Origin of the sequence: Pantoea sp. GCM10028869 (genome assembly GCF_042666835.1) — a bacterium.
GTDB classification, from domain to species: Bacteria; Pseudomonadota; Gammaproteobacteria; order Enterobacterales; family Enterobacteriaceae; genus Pantoea; species Pantoea leporis.
In genome coordinates this window covers 837,500-854,239 of record NZ_JBHTGO010000001.1, presented here as the reverse complement: position 1 = coordinate 854,239, position 16,740 = coordinate 837,500, and the positions used below count along the sequence as shown (strand labels likewise).

Here is a 16,740-nt window from a genome sequence, read left to right as displayed (position 1 = left end):
CGCTCGAACAGAGGCGTCATTAACAGGAAAATGGGAAATTATATTTATGGCTAACATCCAATACAACCTAACCTGTGGAAGCGATGTCATCCGTGATGGTATGTACCTCGAACTTTCTGAGGCTGGAACATCCCCGCTCCGGCAAATTGCTGAAGTCTTCTATTCCGACGTAACTCATGAATTCTCTTTTTCTTGCTACGAAGGATGCATCCCTTTGGAAGAGATTGAAAAGCTCATTCACGAAGCTAAAAAATTGCTTCCGTCAGCAAAGCAGAAACCATAATGGGCCTGAAGTCTGCTTTTTGCGAATAGCGGACATTGGTTAAAAAATTTTTATTCAATTAATCAGATGTGAATGGGGGTAAATCGATAATTATTACTCCAGAGCAACACTTTCGATTGAATCTTACTGAGCTGAACCAATCCTGAGCGACGCTTCTGTTAATGAAAAAGTGTGAGGGCGGTTAAATACGTCCCCTTCCACTGCCAGGATTGACGGGCATGCGGCATGGTCCTGACCTCACCCAAACGATGGGCACATTACCCCTCGCGATATCGTAACGCTGCAATGACCTCTGCAAGTGCCGGCGGCATCTGACGCCGGCTGGCATAGTACAGATGATATCCGGGGAAATACGGCCACCACTCCTCAAGTACCGGAGTAAGTTTTCCCGATTCAATGTAAGACTGAGCCAGATCCAGCGGAATATAGGCAAATCCCAGCCCGTCCAGAGCGGCCTGTAGCATCAGATAGGTATTGTTAAATACGGTTTGTCCCTGCACGCGTACCGTTAACGACTTACCTTCTTTCTCAAAATCCCATGCATATAGCCCGCCGTGCGTGGGTAGCCTGAGGTTGATGCACTGATGAGTAGTTAACTCACCGGGTCTGGCAGGGATGCTTTTATTGCACAGGTAATCAGGTGAACACACCACCGCCATATAAAAGTCAGGACCAATCCGGACGGCAATCATATCTTTATCAACGATGTTGCCCACTCTGACCCCGGCATCGAATTGCTGTGCCACAATATCGGTCAGCGCATAGTCAACGCTTAGTTCAATCTGAATATCCGGATAGTGTTTCAGCAAAGCCTGTAGCCTCGGCCAGAGCACCGATACGATCGCGTGATCGTGAGCGGTAATGCGCACAATGCCTGCAGGTTTGTCGCTCAAAGAACGCAGTGAAGCTAGCTCATTATCCAGTTCAGTTAACATCGGTTGTAAGGTCTTATACAGCCGCAGCCCGGCTTCTGTGAGTGAAACACTCCGCGTGGTGCGCATCAGCAGCCTTACACCCAGGCGTGCTTCAAGCGCCGTAATCGCATGGCTTAATCCGGACCGAGACATACCCAGCATTGCAGCTGCACGAGTAAAGTTTTTTTCCCGCGCCACCGACTCAAATGCGCGCAGATCATTCAGGTTTTCAGGTGTCATTGTTGCATGCCATGCACATACCTATTCATATTTGTCTATCTTATCAACCAATGGCGTGAAGATTACACTGAATAATGTTACGGATGCTAAATCAGCATTAATTCTTACCTGCACCAGTAAACGGAGCCCGTATGAAGAGACTTGCTGTTATTGCTGTATCCCTTGCACTTTCTGTTTCATTTGCTCATTCAGAGGAGAATTCCCCCATGATTACCGTAATACAAAGCGGCGCTAAGCCATCCGTTAAAGGTCCGTCGGAGTATTTTACCGGAACAGTACGTATTGATGCGCCTTTCCAGGGAACGGAACCTGCGCGTGTAGGTGGTGCGACCGTTACCTTTGAACCCTCGTCACGCACGGCCTGGCATACGCATCCGCTCGGTCAGACGCTGATTGTGACCGCCGGTCTGGGAGTGGTGCAGGAATGGGACGGCCCGGTGCGCGAAATTCGACCTGGAGATACGGTCTGGATCCCTGCTGGCATAAAGCACTGGCATGGGGCGGCCGCCGAAACCGCAATGTCACACATAGCCATCGCTGAGGCGAAGGACGGCAAAGTTGTCGACTGGATGGAAAAGGTCACTGACGAACAGTACGCGTCCGCCAAAAAATCATAAGACCATGGGCCTGCACAACGTCCGCTCTGTGCCAGAAGCGGACGTTGGTGATTTATTTATATGCACTGCTGAAAAAAAGTCCCCTAAGCCCAACACATTCAATCCTCACTGGCTTCATGATTAACAAGACGCGCACGGCAGACATCCAGAATTTCATCAGCCAGAGCGGAATTATCTGGGCAGGCACGAGACAACACCAGTGCACCCACAAGATGGGCGATGGTATCTATCAGGTCAGCGCGCGTGCCATTTTCAGTTCCTAAAACGGCGAGTTGGCGTTCAAGTCCGGCGGCAAATGTCGCCTTGATTGATTCAGACTGACGGGATGTATCGGTGCCCAGTGCTGACATCACGCACCCTTTTCCCATATCATCGCGATGTTGTCGGGAGAGGTAGTATGCAATAAATTTTTCCCGGTCCACACCTGCCGTGCTTTCTGCAGTACGCGTAAATCCGCAGCTCATCGCTTCCGCCATCAGGTCTGCCTTTGAACCAAAGTGCTTGTAAAACCCGCCATGGGTTAAGCCTGCCGCTGACATCAGTTCCGCCACGCCCACGCCATCGTAACCGCGTTCGCGAAAGAGTTCTGAGGCCGTTTCAACAATGCGTCTCCGGTTTTCCCGAACCTGCTCTTTCGACACTTTCATGCTTTCCTGCCCCTCTTAAAAATTGAGTTTAAGTATACATTGATGATGACCGTAATCAAACGAGTTGACATTATAGATTATGATCATCATCATTATATTGACACCTCAACCCACCATTAACGGGCGAATAAGCATGACGAATCAGACATTATTTCAACCCTATGAACTTGGCTCACTAACACTGGCCAACCACATCGTGATGGCACCGCTGACACGTAACCGGGCCGGAACGGGGCTGGTACCGGGCGAACTGGCGGCGACCTACTACGCCCAGCGTGCCACAGCAGGATTGCTGATCACTGAAGCCACGCAGATCTCCGCACAGGCGCAGGGCTATCAGGATACGCCGGGGATCTACACGCAGGCTCAGATCGATGGCTGGCGTAAAGTGACTGACGCGGTGCATGCCAAAGGTGGGCGCATATTTGTACAGTTATGGCACGTAGGACGAATTTCGCATGTCGATTTACAGCCGGGTGGCGCTGCACCGGTCGCGCCGTCAGCCATTCGCGCCGAGACGAAAACCTTTGTGAACAATGGCTTTGCTGATGTTTCTGAGCCACGTGCGCTGGAGTTGCAGGAAATACCGGGGATTATTGACGATTTCAGAACGGCATCGGCCAATGCCATTGCCGCCGGCTTTGACGGCGTAGAGATTCACGGCGCGAATGGTTATCTACTGGAACAGTTCCTCAAAGATGGCGCAAATCAGCGTACTGATGAATACGGCGGCTCTGTTGAGAATCGTGCGCGCCTGCTGCTGGAAGTCACGGCGGCCGTAAAAGATGAGATTGGTGCTGACCGCACCGGCGTACGTGTTTCACCGGTTTCTCCTGCTAATGCGATTTCGTGCAGTGATCCGCAGCAGCAATATGATTACGTCGCTGACCAACTCAGCGCATTAGGCATCGTGTACCTCCATGTAGTTGAAGGTGCGACGGGCGGCCCGCGTGATGTATCCCCGTTCAATTACGACTCCCTGCGCCAGCGTTTTAAAAACACCTACATTGGCAACAATGGCTATGACCTGGAACTGGCGTCCGCTCAGCTTGCGCAGGGTAAAGCCGATCTGTTCGCGTTTGGTCGCCCATTCATCTCCAACCCCGATCTGGTCGAAAGGCTGAAGACGGGCGCACCTCTGGCCTCAATCAATCCTGAAACACTTTATGGCGGTGGCGCAGCGGGATATACCGATTACCCGTCGCTGACTGAAACCAGTAAGTAAAGCACCGGTGTGACGGTTCTTCATACATCGCACATGGCGAATTCTGTTTACACTTTAACAAAGAAGATCAAATTATGACTAAAGCTTCAGTTCTCATTACAGGCGCATCCACGGGTATTGGTGCGGTTTACGCTGAACGGTTCGCCCGCCGGGGCCACGACCTGGTTTTGGTTGCGCGCGACAAAAAGAAGTTAGAAATACTGGCCGATCGCCTGCGACAGGAAAATGGCATTTCTGTCGATGTTTTGCCTGCTGACCTTACGCAAACGAGCGATTTAGCTGTGGTCGAAGCTCGCCTGCGTGAAGACGCGCAGATTGGCATTCTTATCAATAACGCGGGTATTGCACAGTCCGGCAGTTTTACAGAGCAGACACCTGATTCAATAGAAAGCCTTATCGCGCTTAATGTTACTGCGCTGACGAGACTTGCCAGTGCCGTGGCACCACGCTTTGTGCAAGCGGGCGAGGGATCGATCGTCAACATCAGTTCCATCGTCGGCCTCGCCCCAGAATTTGCCATGACGGTTTACGGCGCCACCAAAGCCTTCGTGCTTTTCCTGTCTCAGGGAATGAATGTCGAGCTGTCATCTAAAGGCATTTATATCCAGGCGGTGCTCCCTGCTGGCACTTACACGGAAATCTGGGACCGTGCGGGTATCGACATCACTAACTCGGCAAAACTCATGGAAGTGGGCGAATTAGTGGATGCCGCACTGGTAGGTTTTGACCGCCGTGAACGGGTCACCATTCCGCCTTTACATAATGCTGCCCGCTGGGACACCCTCGATGCTTCGCGTCAGGCTCTGCTTTCAGACATCAAACAAGATGAATCCGCAGAACGATATAAAGCACTGTAATCAATGAGGTGTCCTGTGCAGAACGGTCTTCCGGCTGTTCTGCACAGCGGTAAATCCGACATAAATCCATTACAGCCTGTCGTCTCATCAGCGATGAGAAACCTGAAACATCTCATGAAGGCCTTATTCAGCATGGCAAAAAAACGTGTTGCACTGGTTACCGGCGCGTCCTCGGGTATCGGCGAAGCGTCTGGTCATAAACTTTTAGCCGCAGGATTTACGGTATATGGTACGAGCCGGCGTGGCGCTCAGGCGGGAAAGCATCCATTTCCTTTACTGGCGCTGGATGTGACGGACGACGCTTCTGTCGAGGCCGCCATTGAGGAGTTGCTGCGTCTGGAGGGGCGAATCGATGTTCTGATTAATAATGCGGGCTTTGGGGTTGCTCCAGCGGCGGCGGAAGAGAGTTCTGTCGAACAGGCCAAACACATTTTCGACACCAACTTTTTGGGCATCGTCAGGTTGAGCCGCGCAGTGATCCCTCATATGCGCCGTCAGGGCAGCGGACGCATCATCAATATCGGTTCGATACTCGGCATCGTTCCGTTGCCGTATGTGGCACTTTATGCTGCCAGTAAGCATGCGGTCGAAGGGTATACCGGAGCACTGGATCATGAACTGCGCACACAGGGCATCAGAGTGTCTGTCATCGAACCTGCCTACATGAAAACACAGTTTGAAGCCAATAATATCGAGGCGGATGCAAAGCTTCAGGAGTATGACCAGATCCGGGCTAAGCTGACGAAAGTGGTGAGCAAAGCAATGGCTGAGGCGGAAAGTCCGGAGGTGGTGGCTGACGTGGTGGTTAAAGCTGCTCAGACTTTACGCCCGAAGGTGCGCTATACGGCGGGAAGGCTGGCAGGTCAATTGAATTTTATTCTCAGATTCGCCCCTGCGTCATTCCTGGATAATGTGGTGCGCAAAAGTCTTCAGCTTGATGCGAAAAAATAAATGAAGAATAAGACGATGAAAGCACTTACGTTTAAACGCTATGGTAAATCCCCTGAGCTGGGATTCGATAACATCGATTGCCCTTCCCCCGATGATAATGAAATTCTGGTAAAAGTTTTCGCTGTGGGTCTGAACCCGATTGATAACATGATCCCAACCGGAATATTCAAACCGGTTTTGCATTTTAAACTCCCCGCTACTTTGGGAAGCGATTTAGCCGGGGTTGTCATCGCCGTGGGGAGTCGAGTGATGCGGTTCAAGCCAGGTGACGAAATTTTCGCCAGCACTTTCGACACGGGAATAGGTTCTCTTGCGGAGTTTGCAGTGGTACCAGAGAGCGCTGCAGCCATAAAACCCACGAACCTGGATTTCGTGCAGGCGGCTTCGCTCCCGATGGTGAGCCTCACATGCTGGCAGGCGCTGACAGAGCGAGCCGGGTTGCAGCCTGGTCAGAAGGTCTTCATCCCTGCAGGTTCCGGGGGGATTGGCAGTTTTGCCATCCAACTGGCGAAGTACCTTGGCGCACAGGTGGCCACGACAACCAGCACAGACAACGCCGGGTGGGTGAGTCATCTTGGCGCAGACGAAGTGATTGATTATAAAAAGCAGGAATTTGAAAACGAGCTGAGCGGCTACGATGTGGTTCTCGGCACTATCAGAGGCGATTCAATTGAAAAATCCACTCAAATTCTCAAGCCGGGTGGAAAGATTGTTTCTCTCATCGGTCCATTAGATGCTGCGTTCGCCCGGTCGCGGAGACTAAATGTCCTGCTGCGTTTAGTTTTCGGGCTGATGAGCCGCAAGATCATACGTCTTACAAAAAATCGAGGCCTCACTTATTCATTTCTTTTTGTCCGTCCTGATGGCGATCAGCTCGCCCAAATCGGCAAACTCATTGAGGCGGAACAAATCAGGCCGGTGATCGACAAGGTATTCCCTTTTATAGAAGCAAAGGAAGCTCTTGCCTATTTGGGTCAGGGACACGCGAAGGGCAAAGTAGTCGTTAAGATGCAGGAGTCATAACAAATGAAATTTGAATCTGTTTAAAGAATATCGAAAGAAAAACGCCACTAATTTGACGATATATCAAGGCCATGTTGTCAGCTAAATTGATGGCCGTGAATGTCCGCTATTCGCTCATAGCGAGCCTGACGCGCGCGTCCGTTTCCTGCCATAAGCGGATGCGACGGCTCTGAATGAGAAATTAATAGTTGAAGGTATAAGATCTCTGGCTGACGGTGATTTTAAAAATGAGCGAAAAGATCATCGGCTTAGTATCTTGTACACGAATGTCAAATCGGTTGAAACAAATACTGATTTCTAAACCGGCTTTAGCTGACTTATTGCTTTTGAATGAAATCACACTAACTGAACTCTGCATCAGAAGACCATGCCACGCATGACAGGTACGGCTTTGATATGTGGCCTGCCCGACCTCTGTCGCCAGAACACTCACGGCAGAACATCGGGCAATTGCGCGCTATCCCTGCCCGTTACGTAGCATAAAATCAGACGCAGAGCCGTCCTCAGGGTTCACAAAAATGATATCATCAGGTTCCCGACGGGGACTGTCGATGGACAGGAAAACGACAGGCTCTTCAATGAGCGTTGGCAGCGCATGAACCACGTTACGCTCAAAAAATAACAGGTGACCCGGAGCAAACTCGGCCTCGGTGCTTTCATCTTCCATCCAGAACGTCCCTCTGCCGGATACAACATATAAATACTCATCACACTGCTGATGGAAATGCGGGGGAACACCTTTGTAGGCTCGGAAGACCCTACAACTGGCTTCAGGCCTGTCCGTCAGATATTCATCCGCCAGCATGCTTTCAGAGGTCTCAGGGAGTTTCTTGGCTATTTCAGCAGGAATGAATCGCTCGGATTTCTTTTGGCTTTTAGTTCCCATATTTAATCCCTTTTAAAGTTAACGAAATTTCAGATGCGTACTTTATGAGATAAATAAAGCAGATATTTTATGAACCCAACCATCTGATTAATACCTCACTACTCAAGCGCACCTGCCCCTTAAGACTATAGGCATACATTTTCATTCTTAATATACTGAGTTTTTTCTCATGCACCCATGAATTAAAAGCCCATTGGATAATTAGTGCTTAATATAAATAACTGGTGTGACAAAATACTTACATCGTGATAACAATTTGCGCGCTTTATTTAGTTTAATTATTCATACAGGCAAGGTCATAATCGTGAATCAACCTTCAAACCTCAAGAACCGTCCAGGATGGGTCGGTAAACTGCTTGCAGCAATACTGTTGCTGTTGGGAATCTACATGCTTGCCGGCGGTGTCTGGCTTATTTCGCTGGGAGGTAACTGGTATTACGCCATTGCAGGCGTCCTCAGCATTCTGTCTGGGGTGGCCCTTTTCAGGGGGAAAGCTATTGCGGTTCTCTGGTTCAGCCTGCTGTTCTTCGGCACGCTGTTCTGGACGATATCTGAATCCGGTACGGATTACTGGCGCTGGGTGCCTCGTTTCGCACTGATACTGCTGCTGGCGATCGCGTTCTCCTTCCACCTGTCAACGCTGCTTCCACGCCTGCAGCGTAAGCACAGCGGGGCTGTGACGGGAGTACTGGTTCTCACCTTTATTGGCGCGGGCGGTCTGGCATTTCTTCCTCATAACACGACCGAAGCCAATGGTTTTCCGGCACCTGACGGTAAAAACTTTTCCGCTGACACCGGTACCGGAACCACTTCACAGGAGGTCAAAAATGACTGGCCTGCCTATGGTGGAAATTTGTCTGCAGCACGTTATTCTTCAACGTCACAGATTACGCCTGCAAACGTCAGTAAATTGAAGGTTGCCTGGCAGACTCATGCGGGAGATTTGCCACCAGGCGCTCGCTGGGGAACGGAGAACACGCCAATCAAAGTGGGTGATTTCCTTTATGTTTGTACAGCTGCAAACAATATAGTCGCCTTAGACCCTACTACGGGAAAACAAAAATGGCGCTTTGACCCTAAAATTAACCGGGATGCGCTGCCATATACCCCCGCATGCCGCTCTCTGGCCTATTTTGACGGTACTCAGAAACCCTCTCAACAACCTTCTCAGCCGGCTTCGGCTCCTGCTATCGCTGCTGTTTATCAACACTGTGATCGCAGGATCATTCTGGGCACGCTCGATGCCCGTGTATTCGAGGTGGATGCGCAGGACGGAACCCGTTGCACTGATTTCGGCAATAACGGCGAGGTATCGATCCTTAAGGATATGGGTGAAACCTACACCGGCTACGTTTCGATTACCTCCGGAGCGGTAGTGATCAGGGATACGATTGTTGTTGGTCATCAGGTCATTGACGGCCAGCGTGTCTTTGGCCCGCCAGGCGTTACTAAAGCCTACGACGTTCGAACCGGCAAGCTAAAGTGGGCATGGGATGCTGCTAATCCTGAGGACGCCACGCCTAAGCACGGCAATGACGCTTACAAGCGCGGAAGTCCTAACGTTTGGACCTCGTTTACCGGTGATGAAAAACTGGGGCTGGTGTATCTTCCTGTCGCTAACCCTTCCGGTGACTACTGGAGCGCGCCGCGTACCCCTGCTGAGCTGAAGTACGGCGATTCGCTGGTAGCACTTGATATCAACACCGGGCTCCCGCGCTGGAACTTCCAGACGACCCATCATGACATCTGGGATTTCGATCTGGGCTCACCTCCTACCCTCGTTGACTATCCTCAGGCCGATGGCAGTAAAATTCCCGCTATCATTCTGCCGACCAAAAACGCTGAGCTTTACGTTCTTAATCGTGAAAATGGCAAGCCGCTGTTTGATGTGATTGAAAAGCCAGCGCCACAGGGAGGAACCGACCCGGATAAGCGTTCGCCGACCCAGCCATATTCCACTTTCAACAGCATGCGCAAACCGGATCTGACGCCTGCCAGCACCTGGGGACTGACGCCATTGGACCAGCTGTACTGCCGGATTAAATTCCAGCAGGCTGACTACAGAGGCGCCTATACGCCGGGCTCAATCGGAAGACCGTTTATTTCCTATCCGGGCTACAACGGCGGAAGTGACTGGGGTGGCGTTTCAGTTGACCCTGTGAATGGTCTAGTCATTGCCAACTATAACAACACCGTTAACTATACCGAGTTTGTGGCAAGGAGCGTTGCGGATAAGCTTCACGTCCATCCTTCGGATAAAATTGGCTATAACCTTGACACCCATGCCAGTCCGCTGACACCTCAGAGCGGCGCGCCGTTTGCGCTGAACATCAATCCGGGCTGGCAGAATGGCTTTACCGGCATGCTCTGCAACGAGCCCGCGTACGGTGGCATTCGTGCAATTGATTTGCGTACCGGGCACACCGTCTGGGATCGCCCGCTGGGGACGGCCAGGAAAAATGGTCCATTTGGCATTCCAACCGGTATGCCGATCAACATCGGAACGCCTAACAATGGGGGTTCTGCCGTCACCAAAGGCGGGCTGGTCTTCATTGCAGCAGCGACGGATGACCTTATCCGTGCCATTGATATTAGAACCGGGAAAACGGTCTGGTCAGCGCCGCTGCCGGCAGGTGGCCAGGCAAACCCAATGGTTTATGAACAGAACGGTAAAGAGTATGTGGTGATCGAAGCAACCGGACATCATTTCATGAGAACAGGTAAAGGCGATTACGTCATCGCCTACGCGTTACCGGACACAATCTGATAGCCATCACGGCACCTGCGGGTGCCGTTTTTGCGGCTGCTACACTCAGCGATAATTAAATTTAAGGAGAGTGTATGAAGGATGAACACGCTAAAAAAAACCGCTGCAGGTTTACCTGCAGCACGAACTCCTACTTCAGAGCGACAAAGCATGGAGCGGGCAGCCTTATTAGCACTATCCTTCGGGCAGGCCACAGCTTTCCGTCATGCGTATGACCCTCCCACCCCACACGGAATTACCCCGGCATACCCACCCATGCCGATGCAGCCTAAGTGCTGTCAGGCAAGTTAACCATGCAGTAAAAAGAGACGGGATAATGCTATACACTTTATGCGAGTGAGACGCTTAACGAGACCACAGACAGCACGCAACGGGGATTTACCCTCGATGATGCGGTAGAAATGGTTAAATTTTTTGCAGACGTGGAGGTGCAGGCTCAATCAGTGTCATTACAAGGACAGATGTCTGAGTTTTAGTTTTTTTGCCGCCACTTTTTCGATTAAGGGTGTAAAACCCGACTCAATGCCCTATGCCCTTACACAGCACACGCGCACAGCCCATTGCCAGATCTTCCAAAGTCATTTCATCCCGGGGAACCCTGGCAGCCTGATCGATCATCCCGACGAAGCATCGCGCGACCGTCAGCGCATCGACGTCCTTGCTGAATACCCCCAGCTCCTGCTCCTGTGCAATGTTGTCCGCGATCCATACGGCGAGCGAGGCTTTAGTTTCTGTGCAGCCCGGCGGCTGGAACAGACCAATTTCTGTCAGATCCGGATCTTCTGCGAGAAAACTCAGGAAACTGATAAAGCTGAACTGGAGACTTTTGACCAAGGCTTCTCCGCCGATGGGCTTTTGGATCAGCAAATCTTTCGTGATGATCCTGAGTCTGCGGCGAAACTCATGAACGAGCTCCTCATATGCGGCTTCTTTGCTGTCAAAATAGATGTAAAACGTGGGTTGGCTTAGCCCGCTGGCTTTGACGATATTGCTCACTTTAGTGCTGTGAAATCCCAGTCTGGCGAATTCGCGGCAGGCATGCTCCAGCAGGCGCTGGCGGGTTACTTCGCCTCTGGTAGGCTGCGGACTGTTCTGAGGCTGGGTAACGCGATGTGACAAAGCAGGGCTCCGATAAGTAAACTGGATCAGCAACGCATCTAGTGTAATCACTCTCTAACAGCTAAGTAAAATAAAGGATTATGTGTGGACACCAAGATTACTCACAAGTAACATTACTTTTGAGTAATGTTACTTGTGAGTAATCTAGAATCTACAGGGAGGCTGCTTGATGAAGTTATATATTTACGAGCATTGTCCATTCTGCGTCCGGGCCCGCATGATTTTCGGGATAAAGAAAATTCCTTTTGAACTGCGCGTTATGTCTGAAGCTGATGCTGAAACGCCCACCAGCATGGTCGGTAAAAAGATTGCTCCCATTCTTGAGAAGGACGACGGCACTTTCATGGCTGGGAGTAGGGATATCGTTCACTACGTTGATGGGCAGTATGGCGGGAGGTTCCTGAAAGGCACAGGGAATGCCAGCTCGGTGAACTCGAGACTCTCCTGGAGTACTGGGAAGAGATCAATGAATCGGACTTCAGGCTTTATCCCTTATTGCGCTCGCTCACGATTGTCAATGACATCCGATTCGGTGCAAAGACGCGCAACTATCTTGATTTCATGTCTGCCCTGAGCGGCGTGAATAACTTGTTTGATCAGGCTCAATAAGCCAATTGTTACTATTCAGGAGGCACTATGACTGTACCAGTCGTCGCATTATTTACCGTTAAGGAAGGCTTTGAAGATAAGGTTCATGAAATGTTTTGCAGCGTCATTGCGAGAACTCTGAGTGAAGAAGGCTGCATTACTTATCAGCTTAACCAGGACGCAAAGAATCCCCGTCGTTTTGTCTGGACCGAAGAATGGTCTTCTCTTGACCTACTGCAAAAGCATCTGAATGCTGACCATATCGTTAAACTCTTCAGCGAACTCCCGCCGTATATTGAGCATTCAGAAGTCGTGGCACTGAAAAAAATAGCGGGCGGAAACGCCTGAAACCATCTGACCGGCAGGTAATGGTCTGATTTCATTACCTGCGGGGAGAACAAGAAACTTTTGCTCAGAATGCTGTTCTGTCTCCGCCCGGCACGCCTCTTATGTTGTCATCCCCTGATGCAGGCGTTAGGATATTCGGTAACCCACCCGCCCTCTGTAATCATCTTATGTGATAAACATGACCGGAATCCCCGAAGAAAGTCAGTCCCTGATCAAACGGATACTCGCGACTGCTGCGATTGATAAAAATGGCATATACAGACTGCCTTCTGAACGGGTCCTGGCGGAAAAAATGGGGGTTCAGCGATCCATTATCCGAAATGCCCTTTCCTCTCTGGAATTTTTTGGTTTTATTGAGCGTAATCAGGGAAGCGGAACGTTTCTCAGAATGCCTCGCCTGTCATTTGCCAACCTCTATTTTGATATTGCCTCACAGTTAGGCTACATCTCGCTCGATACCATCGAAGACGCCCGGGAAATGTTCGAGAAAATGCTGGCCGAAGAAGCGGCCACGCATGCATCTGATGAAGAAATTGCCGAACTCGAACGCCTGAGCGATCTGATGGTGACGGTTGAAGGTTTTGAAGAAAAGGTTGAGGCAGACTATCAGTTTCACCTGGTGCTGGCTGGTATGACCCATAATCCTGTCATCATGCTTTTTTATCAGAGCATCGCTTCTTTCATCGCCGATTTGCTGAGAAAACGACGCAGCATCATGAAAGGTCTGAACGAATCGGAAACCCGCATTAACAGTAATCACAAAGATATTGTTAAGGCCATTGCGGCCCGCAATCCTGATGCGGCCAGAGCGGCCATGGAGGCACATTTCGCCCACTGGGAGCGGGAAAATATGCTGATGAATCTGCTTATGCAGTGATCGTGCAACCGGCTGCGTGCAGCCGGTTACGTTGGCTGTTTGTCACTCCAGTTCAGCACCTGCAGGCAGAGGTTCACGAATGGTAAAGACCACCACCAGACACAGTGCCGCGGCGATACCCAGCGTGATGAACACCGCATTCCAGCTGTAGTTATCCAGCAATACTCCGACGATCAGGGGCATACACACCGCTCCCAGCTGCCCGCCCATGTTAATAATCGCGTAAGCGACCGGATAAGTCTCTCTGGACGCCCGGGCCATGGCATACACTGAGTAAGCTGAGTACCCCAGCGCTATCAGAAAGCCCAGGCAGAACAGCAGCAGGCCCAGCAGGTAGGGGTTCTGTGGCGCTATAGTCATCAACCCTGTCATCACAATCGTGCAGACTGCACTGAACATCATTAGCGGCTTGCGGCGCTTGGCCAGCAGATTATCCGAAATCCAACCGCCGCAAAGATTCCCTATCACGTTTCCAGCGAACGGCGTGGCAGCCAGCGCCGCGGAAGCCACGATGGACAGCTTATGTTCCTGCAGAAGATATTTTGGCAGCCAGGACATAATCACGCCGTCAACAATCCCCACCATGCACATGTAACCGATTGCTGCACCGTAAATATCCCATGACCGGAAAATAGACCGGGATGAGTCGAGTGGGGTGAGCTTTGTCGTTCTGATCATGTGGTCAATGAAGCCATAGCGGAACGCCCGGCTTTTGAAACGTCGCCTGCTCCCTTCTTCATCACGGCTGACTTCCGCGATGTAATCCGCCTCCTGTTGATTCACAAAGCGGCTTTCTGCCGGGGTATTCCTGACCAGGACATACCACACCAAAGCCAGAATGACTCCCGGTATTGAAAAGAACAGAAAGATATGGCGCCAGTCATAATGAATCAGAATCCAGGCACAGATGGGAGGAACCAGCAACGGGCCGAATTTTGAACCGGCCAGAAAAATGCCCGTGGCCGTCCCCTTCTCTTTCGTTGGAAACCAGTTGTTGATGGTGGCTGTTGAGCTGATCACGACGGGAGCTTCGCTGACGCCCACCAGCGCGCGCAGAATTTTAAGGTGCCAGACAGAATCAACTTTGCCCATCATAAACGTGAAGACGGATGTCAACAGCATACCGGCGGCATAGGAAAACCGGATCCCTTTACGTTTAACAAAAAAGCCCGCCGGGATCTGGCACAGTCCGTAACCGGCAAAAAACAGGCTGATGATGAGACCTATCTCTGAATTGGTCAGGTCATATTCTTTCTGGATAAAAGGAATAGCGAAGCCGATGTTTGCCCGGTCTGCCTGTGCAACCATAAAGAGTATAAAAATGAGTGCTATCACAAACCATCTGTACTGACTCTTCCTTTTTAATTTATCAATCATGATAAGCCCTTTATCTTTCGGATATTTTCAATGGCAAGGCTTTAAAACAGAGTTGCACACACCCCTGCACACGCAGAGGCGTGTGGATGACATGCTTTATTGTTTAATCCAGGATGCAATGTTGGAGGCAAGTGAACGTGCGGATATCTCATAGCGGTCATGAAGCGTTGGCAGCGCGCCAGCATCCAGGAATCTATCCGGCAGCCCGACCTGCCTGAATGGCCGGAATATTCCGTTTCGCATCAGCGCGGAGGCTACGGCTTCGCCCAGTCCGCCAATCACCGTGTGGTTTTCTGCGGTGATCACCAGACAGTGACGTTTTTCCGCCTCACGGCAAATGGTTGCTTCATCCAGGGGTTTGATGGTTGGCGAGTGCAGTATCGCGACGCTGATACCCTCTTTTTCCAGCAGGTCACGGGCCTGAATGGCGCGCATGGTCATTAGGCCAGTCGAAATAATCAGCGCCTGATGGCCGTCTGCCAGCAGCTTCGCTTTTCCGACCTCGAACCTGTAGTCAGGGAACCGATCCAGAATGACCGGCACTTTTCCTCGCAGCAGGCGCATATAGACAGGACCTTCATGTTCATATATGGCCGGAATAGCCTGCTGAATATCAATGGCATCGCATGGATCGATGATGGTCATATTCGGCATGCCGCGAAAAATAGCAATGTCCTCTGTTGCCTGATGGCTGGGGCCATATCCCGTTGTGAGCCCCGGCAATGCACAGACGATTTTGACGTTAAGCTTTTCCTCTGCGATAGCCATACAGATGAAATCATAGGCTCGTCGTGCGGCGAACACGGCATAGGTGGTGACAAAAGGCGTAGCCCCCTCGCGGGCCAGCCCTGCAGCGGCGCTCATCAGCAGCTGCTCAGCCATACCCATCTGATAAAATCGTTCCGGGAACTCGCGCGAGAAAATATGCAGATCGGTATAAGCCGCCAGGTCTGCCGACATGCCGACGATATCATTGTGTTTTTTTGCGAGCTCGACCAGGGCATGGCCAAAGGGAGCCGGAATGGTTGCCTGCCCCTCTTCAGCAATTGAAGCAATCATGGCAGATGTAGTCAGTTTTTTAGTGGTCATAGTGGCCTCATTGAGTCGGAAGTGATTTCAGATATGGCGTTTCAGGACATCAAGTGCCTGCTGCCACTCGGCATCAGCTACGCGAATGAAATGATTTTTGTCTCTCTCTTCCAGGAAAGGCACTCCCTTCCCCATCAGCGTATCGAGAATGATCACGCGTGGCTGATCGCCCGCGTGATGCCGGGCCGCATCGAATGCACTGACAAGTGCCTGCAAATCGTGCCCGTTCACGCGCTGAGCAAACCAGCCAAACGCCTCAAACTTTTTATCGACCGGCTCAGTGGCCAGAACTTCCTGACTGTCTCCGTCCGCCTGTTGGCGGTTAACATCTACCAGCGCGATCAGGTTGTTGAGCTTCCAGTGGCTGGCGGAAAGCGCGGCCTCCCACGTCGACCCTTCATTCAGCTCACCGTCCGACAGCAGGTTATACACCGCCGCATTGTTCCCTTTTCTCTTAAGGCCCAGCGCCATGCCAACAGCAATACCCAAACCATGCCCTAGCGAGCCGCCGGTAATTTCCATCCCCGGGGTATAGGCCGCCATGCCGGACATCGGCAGAATGCTGTTGTCGCTACCGTAATTCTCTATCTCATGCTCAGGAATGATTTTTGCCTCGATGAGAGCGGCGTACAGGCCAATTGCGTAATGACCGATTGAAAGCAGAAAGCGGTCACGACCTTCCCATTCAGGATCTTCCGCCCGGAAGGACATGGCATGGAAATAGGCCACCGTGAGCGCATCGGCAATGCCCAGTGCCTGCCCTATATAACCCTGCCCCTGCACGGCGCCCATACGCAGGGCATGCCGGCGAATCGAATAAGCGTGTTCAGAAAGGCCGTGAAGGTTGTGATTCAGTTCTGACATCAGAAGTCCCCTTGAGTGATATGTCTTAATGGTTTACCACTTAACAACAAACCTCGTTCTTATGTCCA

Annotated in this window: 17 protein-coding genes and 1 pseudogene; 11 read left to right on the top strand and 7 right to left on the bottom strand. The window is 51.2% G+C overall.

Going from position 1 to position 16,740, the window contains the following annotated elements; all coding sequences use genetic code 11:
* Positions 1-46 precede the first annotated feature (46 nt).
* Positions 47-283 (top strand): hypothetical protein, encoded by a 237-nt coding sequence (locus ACFQW4_RS03950; protein ID WP_377723898.1) that lies wholly within the window; start codon positions 47-49, stop codon positions 281-283.
* A gap of 257 nt (positions 284-540) precedes the next feature.
* Here ACFQW4_RS03950 and ACFQW4_RS03945 read toward each other — a convergent pair whose 3' ends face one another.
* Entirely contained in the window at positions 541-1,437 is an 897-nt protein-coding gene (locus ACFQW4_RS03945; RefSeq protein ID WP_377723896.1) for a LysR family transcriptional regulator, read from the bottom strand.
* Positions 1,438-1,568: 131 nt separating this feature from the next.
* On the opposite strand from ACFQW4_RS03945, the gene ACFQW4_RS03940 reads away from it, so the two are divergent.
* The gene (locus ACFQW4_RS03940) at positions 1,569-2,054 is read left to right on the top strand and encodes a cupin domain-containing protein (RefSeq protein ID WP_377723894.1); all 486 of its coding nucleotides are present in this window, start codon (positions 1,569-1,571) and stop codon (positions 2,052-2,054) included.
* Positions 2,055-2,152: 98 nt separating this feature from the next.
* Here ACFQW4_RS03940 and ACFQW4_RS03935 read toward each other — a convergent pair whose 3' ends face one another.
* A complete protein-coding gene (locus ACFQW4_RS03935; RefSeq protein ID WP_377723892.1) occupies positions 2,153-2,701 on the bottom strand; it encodes a TetR/AcrR family transcriptional regulator in 549 nt (182 codons plus the stop codon).
* 133 nt (positions 2,702-2,834) lie between these two features.
* Here ACFQW4_RS03935 and ACFQW4_RS03930 point away from each other — a divergent pair, with 133 nt between their 5' ends.
* The 4 genes from ACFQW4_RS03930 (at position 2,835) to ACFQW4_RS03915 (ending at position 6,757) form a co-directional block, all read left to right on the top strand.
* Positions 2,835-3,926 carry an alkene reductase gene (locus ACFQW4_RS03930; RefSeq protein WP_377723890.1) on the top strand — a complete coding sequence of 364 codons (1,092 nt, stop codon included), beginning with the start codon at positions 2,835-2,837 and terminating at the stop codon, positions 3,924-3,926.
* Positions 3,927-4,000: 74 nt separating this feature from the next.
* A complete protein-coding gene (locus tag ACFQW4_RS03925; RefSeq protein WP_377723889.1) occupies positions 4,001-4,783 on the top strand; it encodes an SDR family NAD(P)-dependent oxidoreductase in 783 nt (260 codons plus the stop codon).
* A 132-nt stretch (positions 4,784-4,915) separates the two neighbouring features.
* Complete coding sequence (locus ACFQW4_RS03920) at positions 4,916-5,734, top strand: oxidoreductase (RefSeq protein WP_192235629.1); 819 nt, start codon at positions 4,916-4,918, stop codon at positions 5,732-5,734.
* Positions 5,735-6,757, top strand: a complete 1,023-nt coding sequence (locus ACFQW4_RS03915) for an NADP-dependent oxidoreductase (RefSeq protein WP_377723887.1) — start codon at positions 5,735-5,737, stop codon at positions 6,755-6,757.
* A 457-nt stretch (positions 6,758-7,214) separates the two neighbouring features.
* Here ACFQW4_RS03915 and ACFQW4_RS03910 read toward each other — a convergent pair whose 3' ends face one another.
* Positions 7,215-7,643 (bottom strand): cupin domain-containing protein, encoded by a 429-nt coding sequence (locus ACFQW4_RS03910; RefSeq protein ID WP_110868404.1) that lies wholly within the window; start codon positions 7,641-7,643, stop codon positions 7,215-7,217.
* A gap of 304 nt (positions 7,644-7,947) precedes the next feature.
* Between ACFQW4_RS03910 and ACFQW4_RS03905 the strand changes: the two genes are divergently transcribed.
* Positions 7,948-10,410: a membrane-bound PQQ-dependent dehydrogenase, glucose/quinate/shikimate family gene (locus ACFQW4_RS03905; protein WP_377723885.1), complete on the top strand. Its 2,463-nt coding sequence runs from the start codon at positions 7,948-7,950 to the stop codon at positions 10,408-10,410.
* Between the two features lie 519 nt (positions 10,411-10,929).
* Here the strand turns inward: ACFQW4_RS03905 and ACFQW4_RS03900 are convergent.
* On the bottom strand, positions 10,930-11,529 hold the full coding sequence (locus tag ACFQW4_RS03900) for a TetR/AcrR family transcriptional regulator (RefSeq protein WP_192413345.1): 600 nt from the start codon (positions 11,527-11,529) through the stop codon (positions 10,930-10,932).
* A gap of 169 nt (positions 11,530-11,698) precedes the next feature.
* On the opposite strand from ACFQW4_RS03900, the pseudogene ACFQW4_RS03895 reads away from it, so the two are divergent.
* The 4 genes and pseudogenes from ACFQW4_RS03895 to ACFQW4_RS03880 all read left to right on the top strand — a co-directional run.
* Positions 11,699-11,947: pseudogene (locus ACFQW4_RS03895) on the top strand (glutathione S-transferase N-terminal domain-containing protein); the annotation flags it as partial.
* 26 nt (positions 11,948-11,973) lie between these two features.
* A complete protein-coding gene (locus ACFQW4_RS03890) occupies positions 11,974-12,138 on the top strand; it encodes a hypothetical protein (RefSeq protein ID WP_377724017.1) in 165 nt (54 codons plus the stop codon).
* A 27-nt stretch (positions 12,139-12,165) separates the two neighbouring features.
* Complete coding sequence (locus ACFQW4_RS03885; protein ID WP_192413349.1) at positions 12,166-12,465, top strand: putative quinol monooxygenase; 300 nt, start codon at positions 12,166-12,168, stop codon at positions 12,463-12,465.
* 178 nt (positions 12,466-12,643) lie between these two features.
* Positions 12,644-13,342, top strand: coding sequence for a FadR/GntR family transcriptional regulator (locus ACFQW4_RS03880; protein WP_377723881.1), 699 nt, complete (start codon positions 12,644-12,646; stop codon positions 13,340-13,342).
* Positions 13,343-13,384: 42 nt separating this feature from the next.
* Here ACFQW4_RS03880 and ACFQW4_RS03875 read toward each other — a convergent pair whose 3' ends face one another.
* From ACFQW4_RS03875 to ACFQW4_RS03865, 3 genes are all read right to left on the bottom strand, one after another.
* Positions 13,385-14,719: an MFS transporter gene (locus tag ACFQW4_RS03875; RefSeq protein WP_377723879.1), complete on the bottom strand. Its 1,335-nt coding sequence runs from the start codon at positions 14,717-14,719 to the stop codon at positions 13,385-13,387.
* A 96-nt stretch (positions 14,720-14,815) separates the two neighbouring features.
* Positions 14,816-15,808, bottom strand: a complete 993-nt coding sequence (locus ACFQW4_RS03870; RefSeq protein WP_377723877.1) for a transketolase family protein — start codon at positions 15,806-15,808, stop codon at positions 14,816-14,818.
* 27 nt (positions 15,809-15,835) lie between these two features.
* A complete protein-coding gene (locus ACFQW4_RS03865; RefSeq protein ID WP_110868397.1) occupies positions 15,836-16,672 on the bottom strand; it encodes a transketolase in 837 nt (278 codons plus the stop codon).
* Between the last annotated feature and the right edge of the window lie 68 nt (positions 16,673-16,740).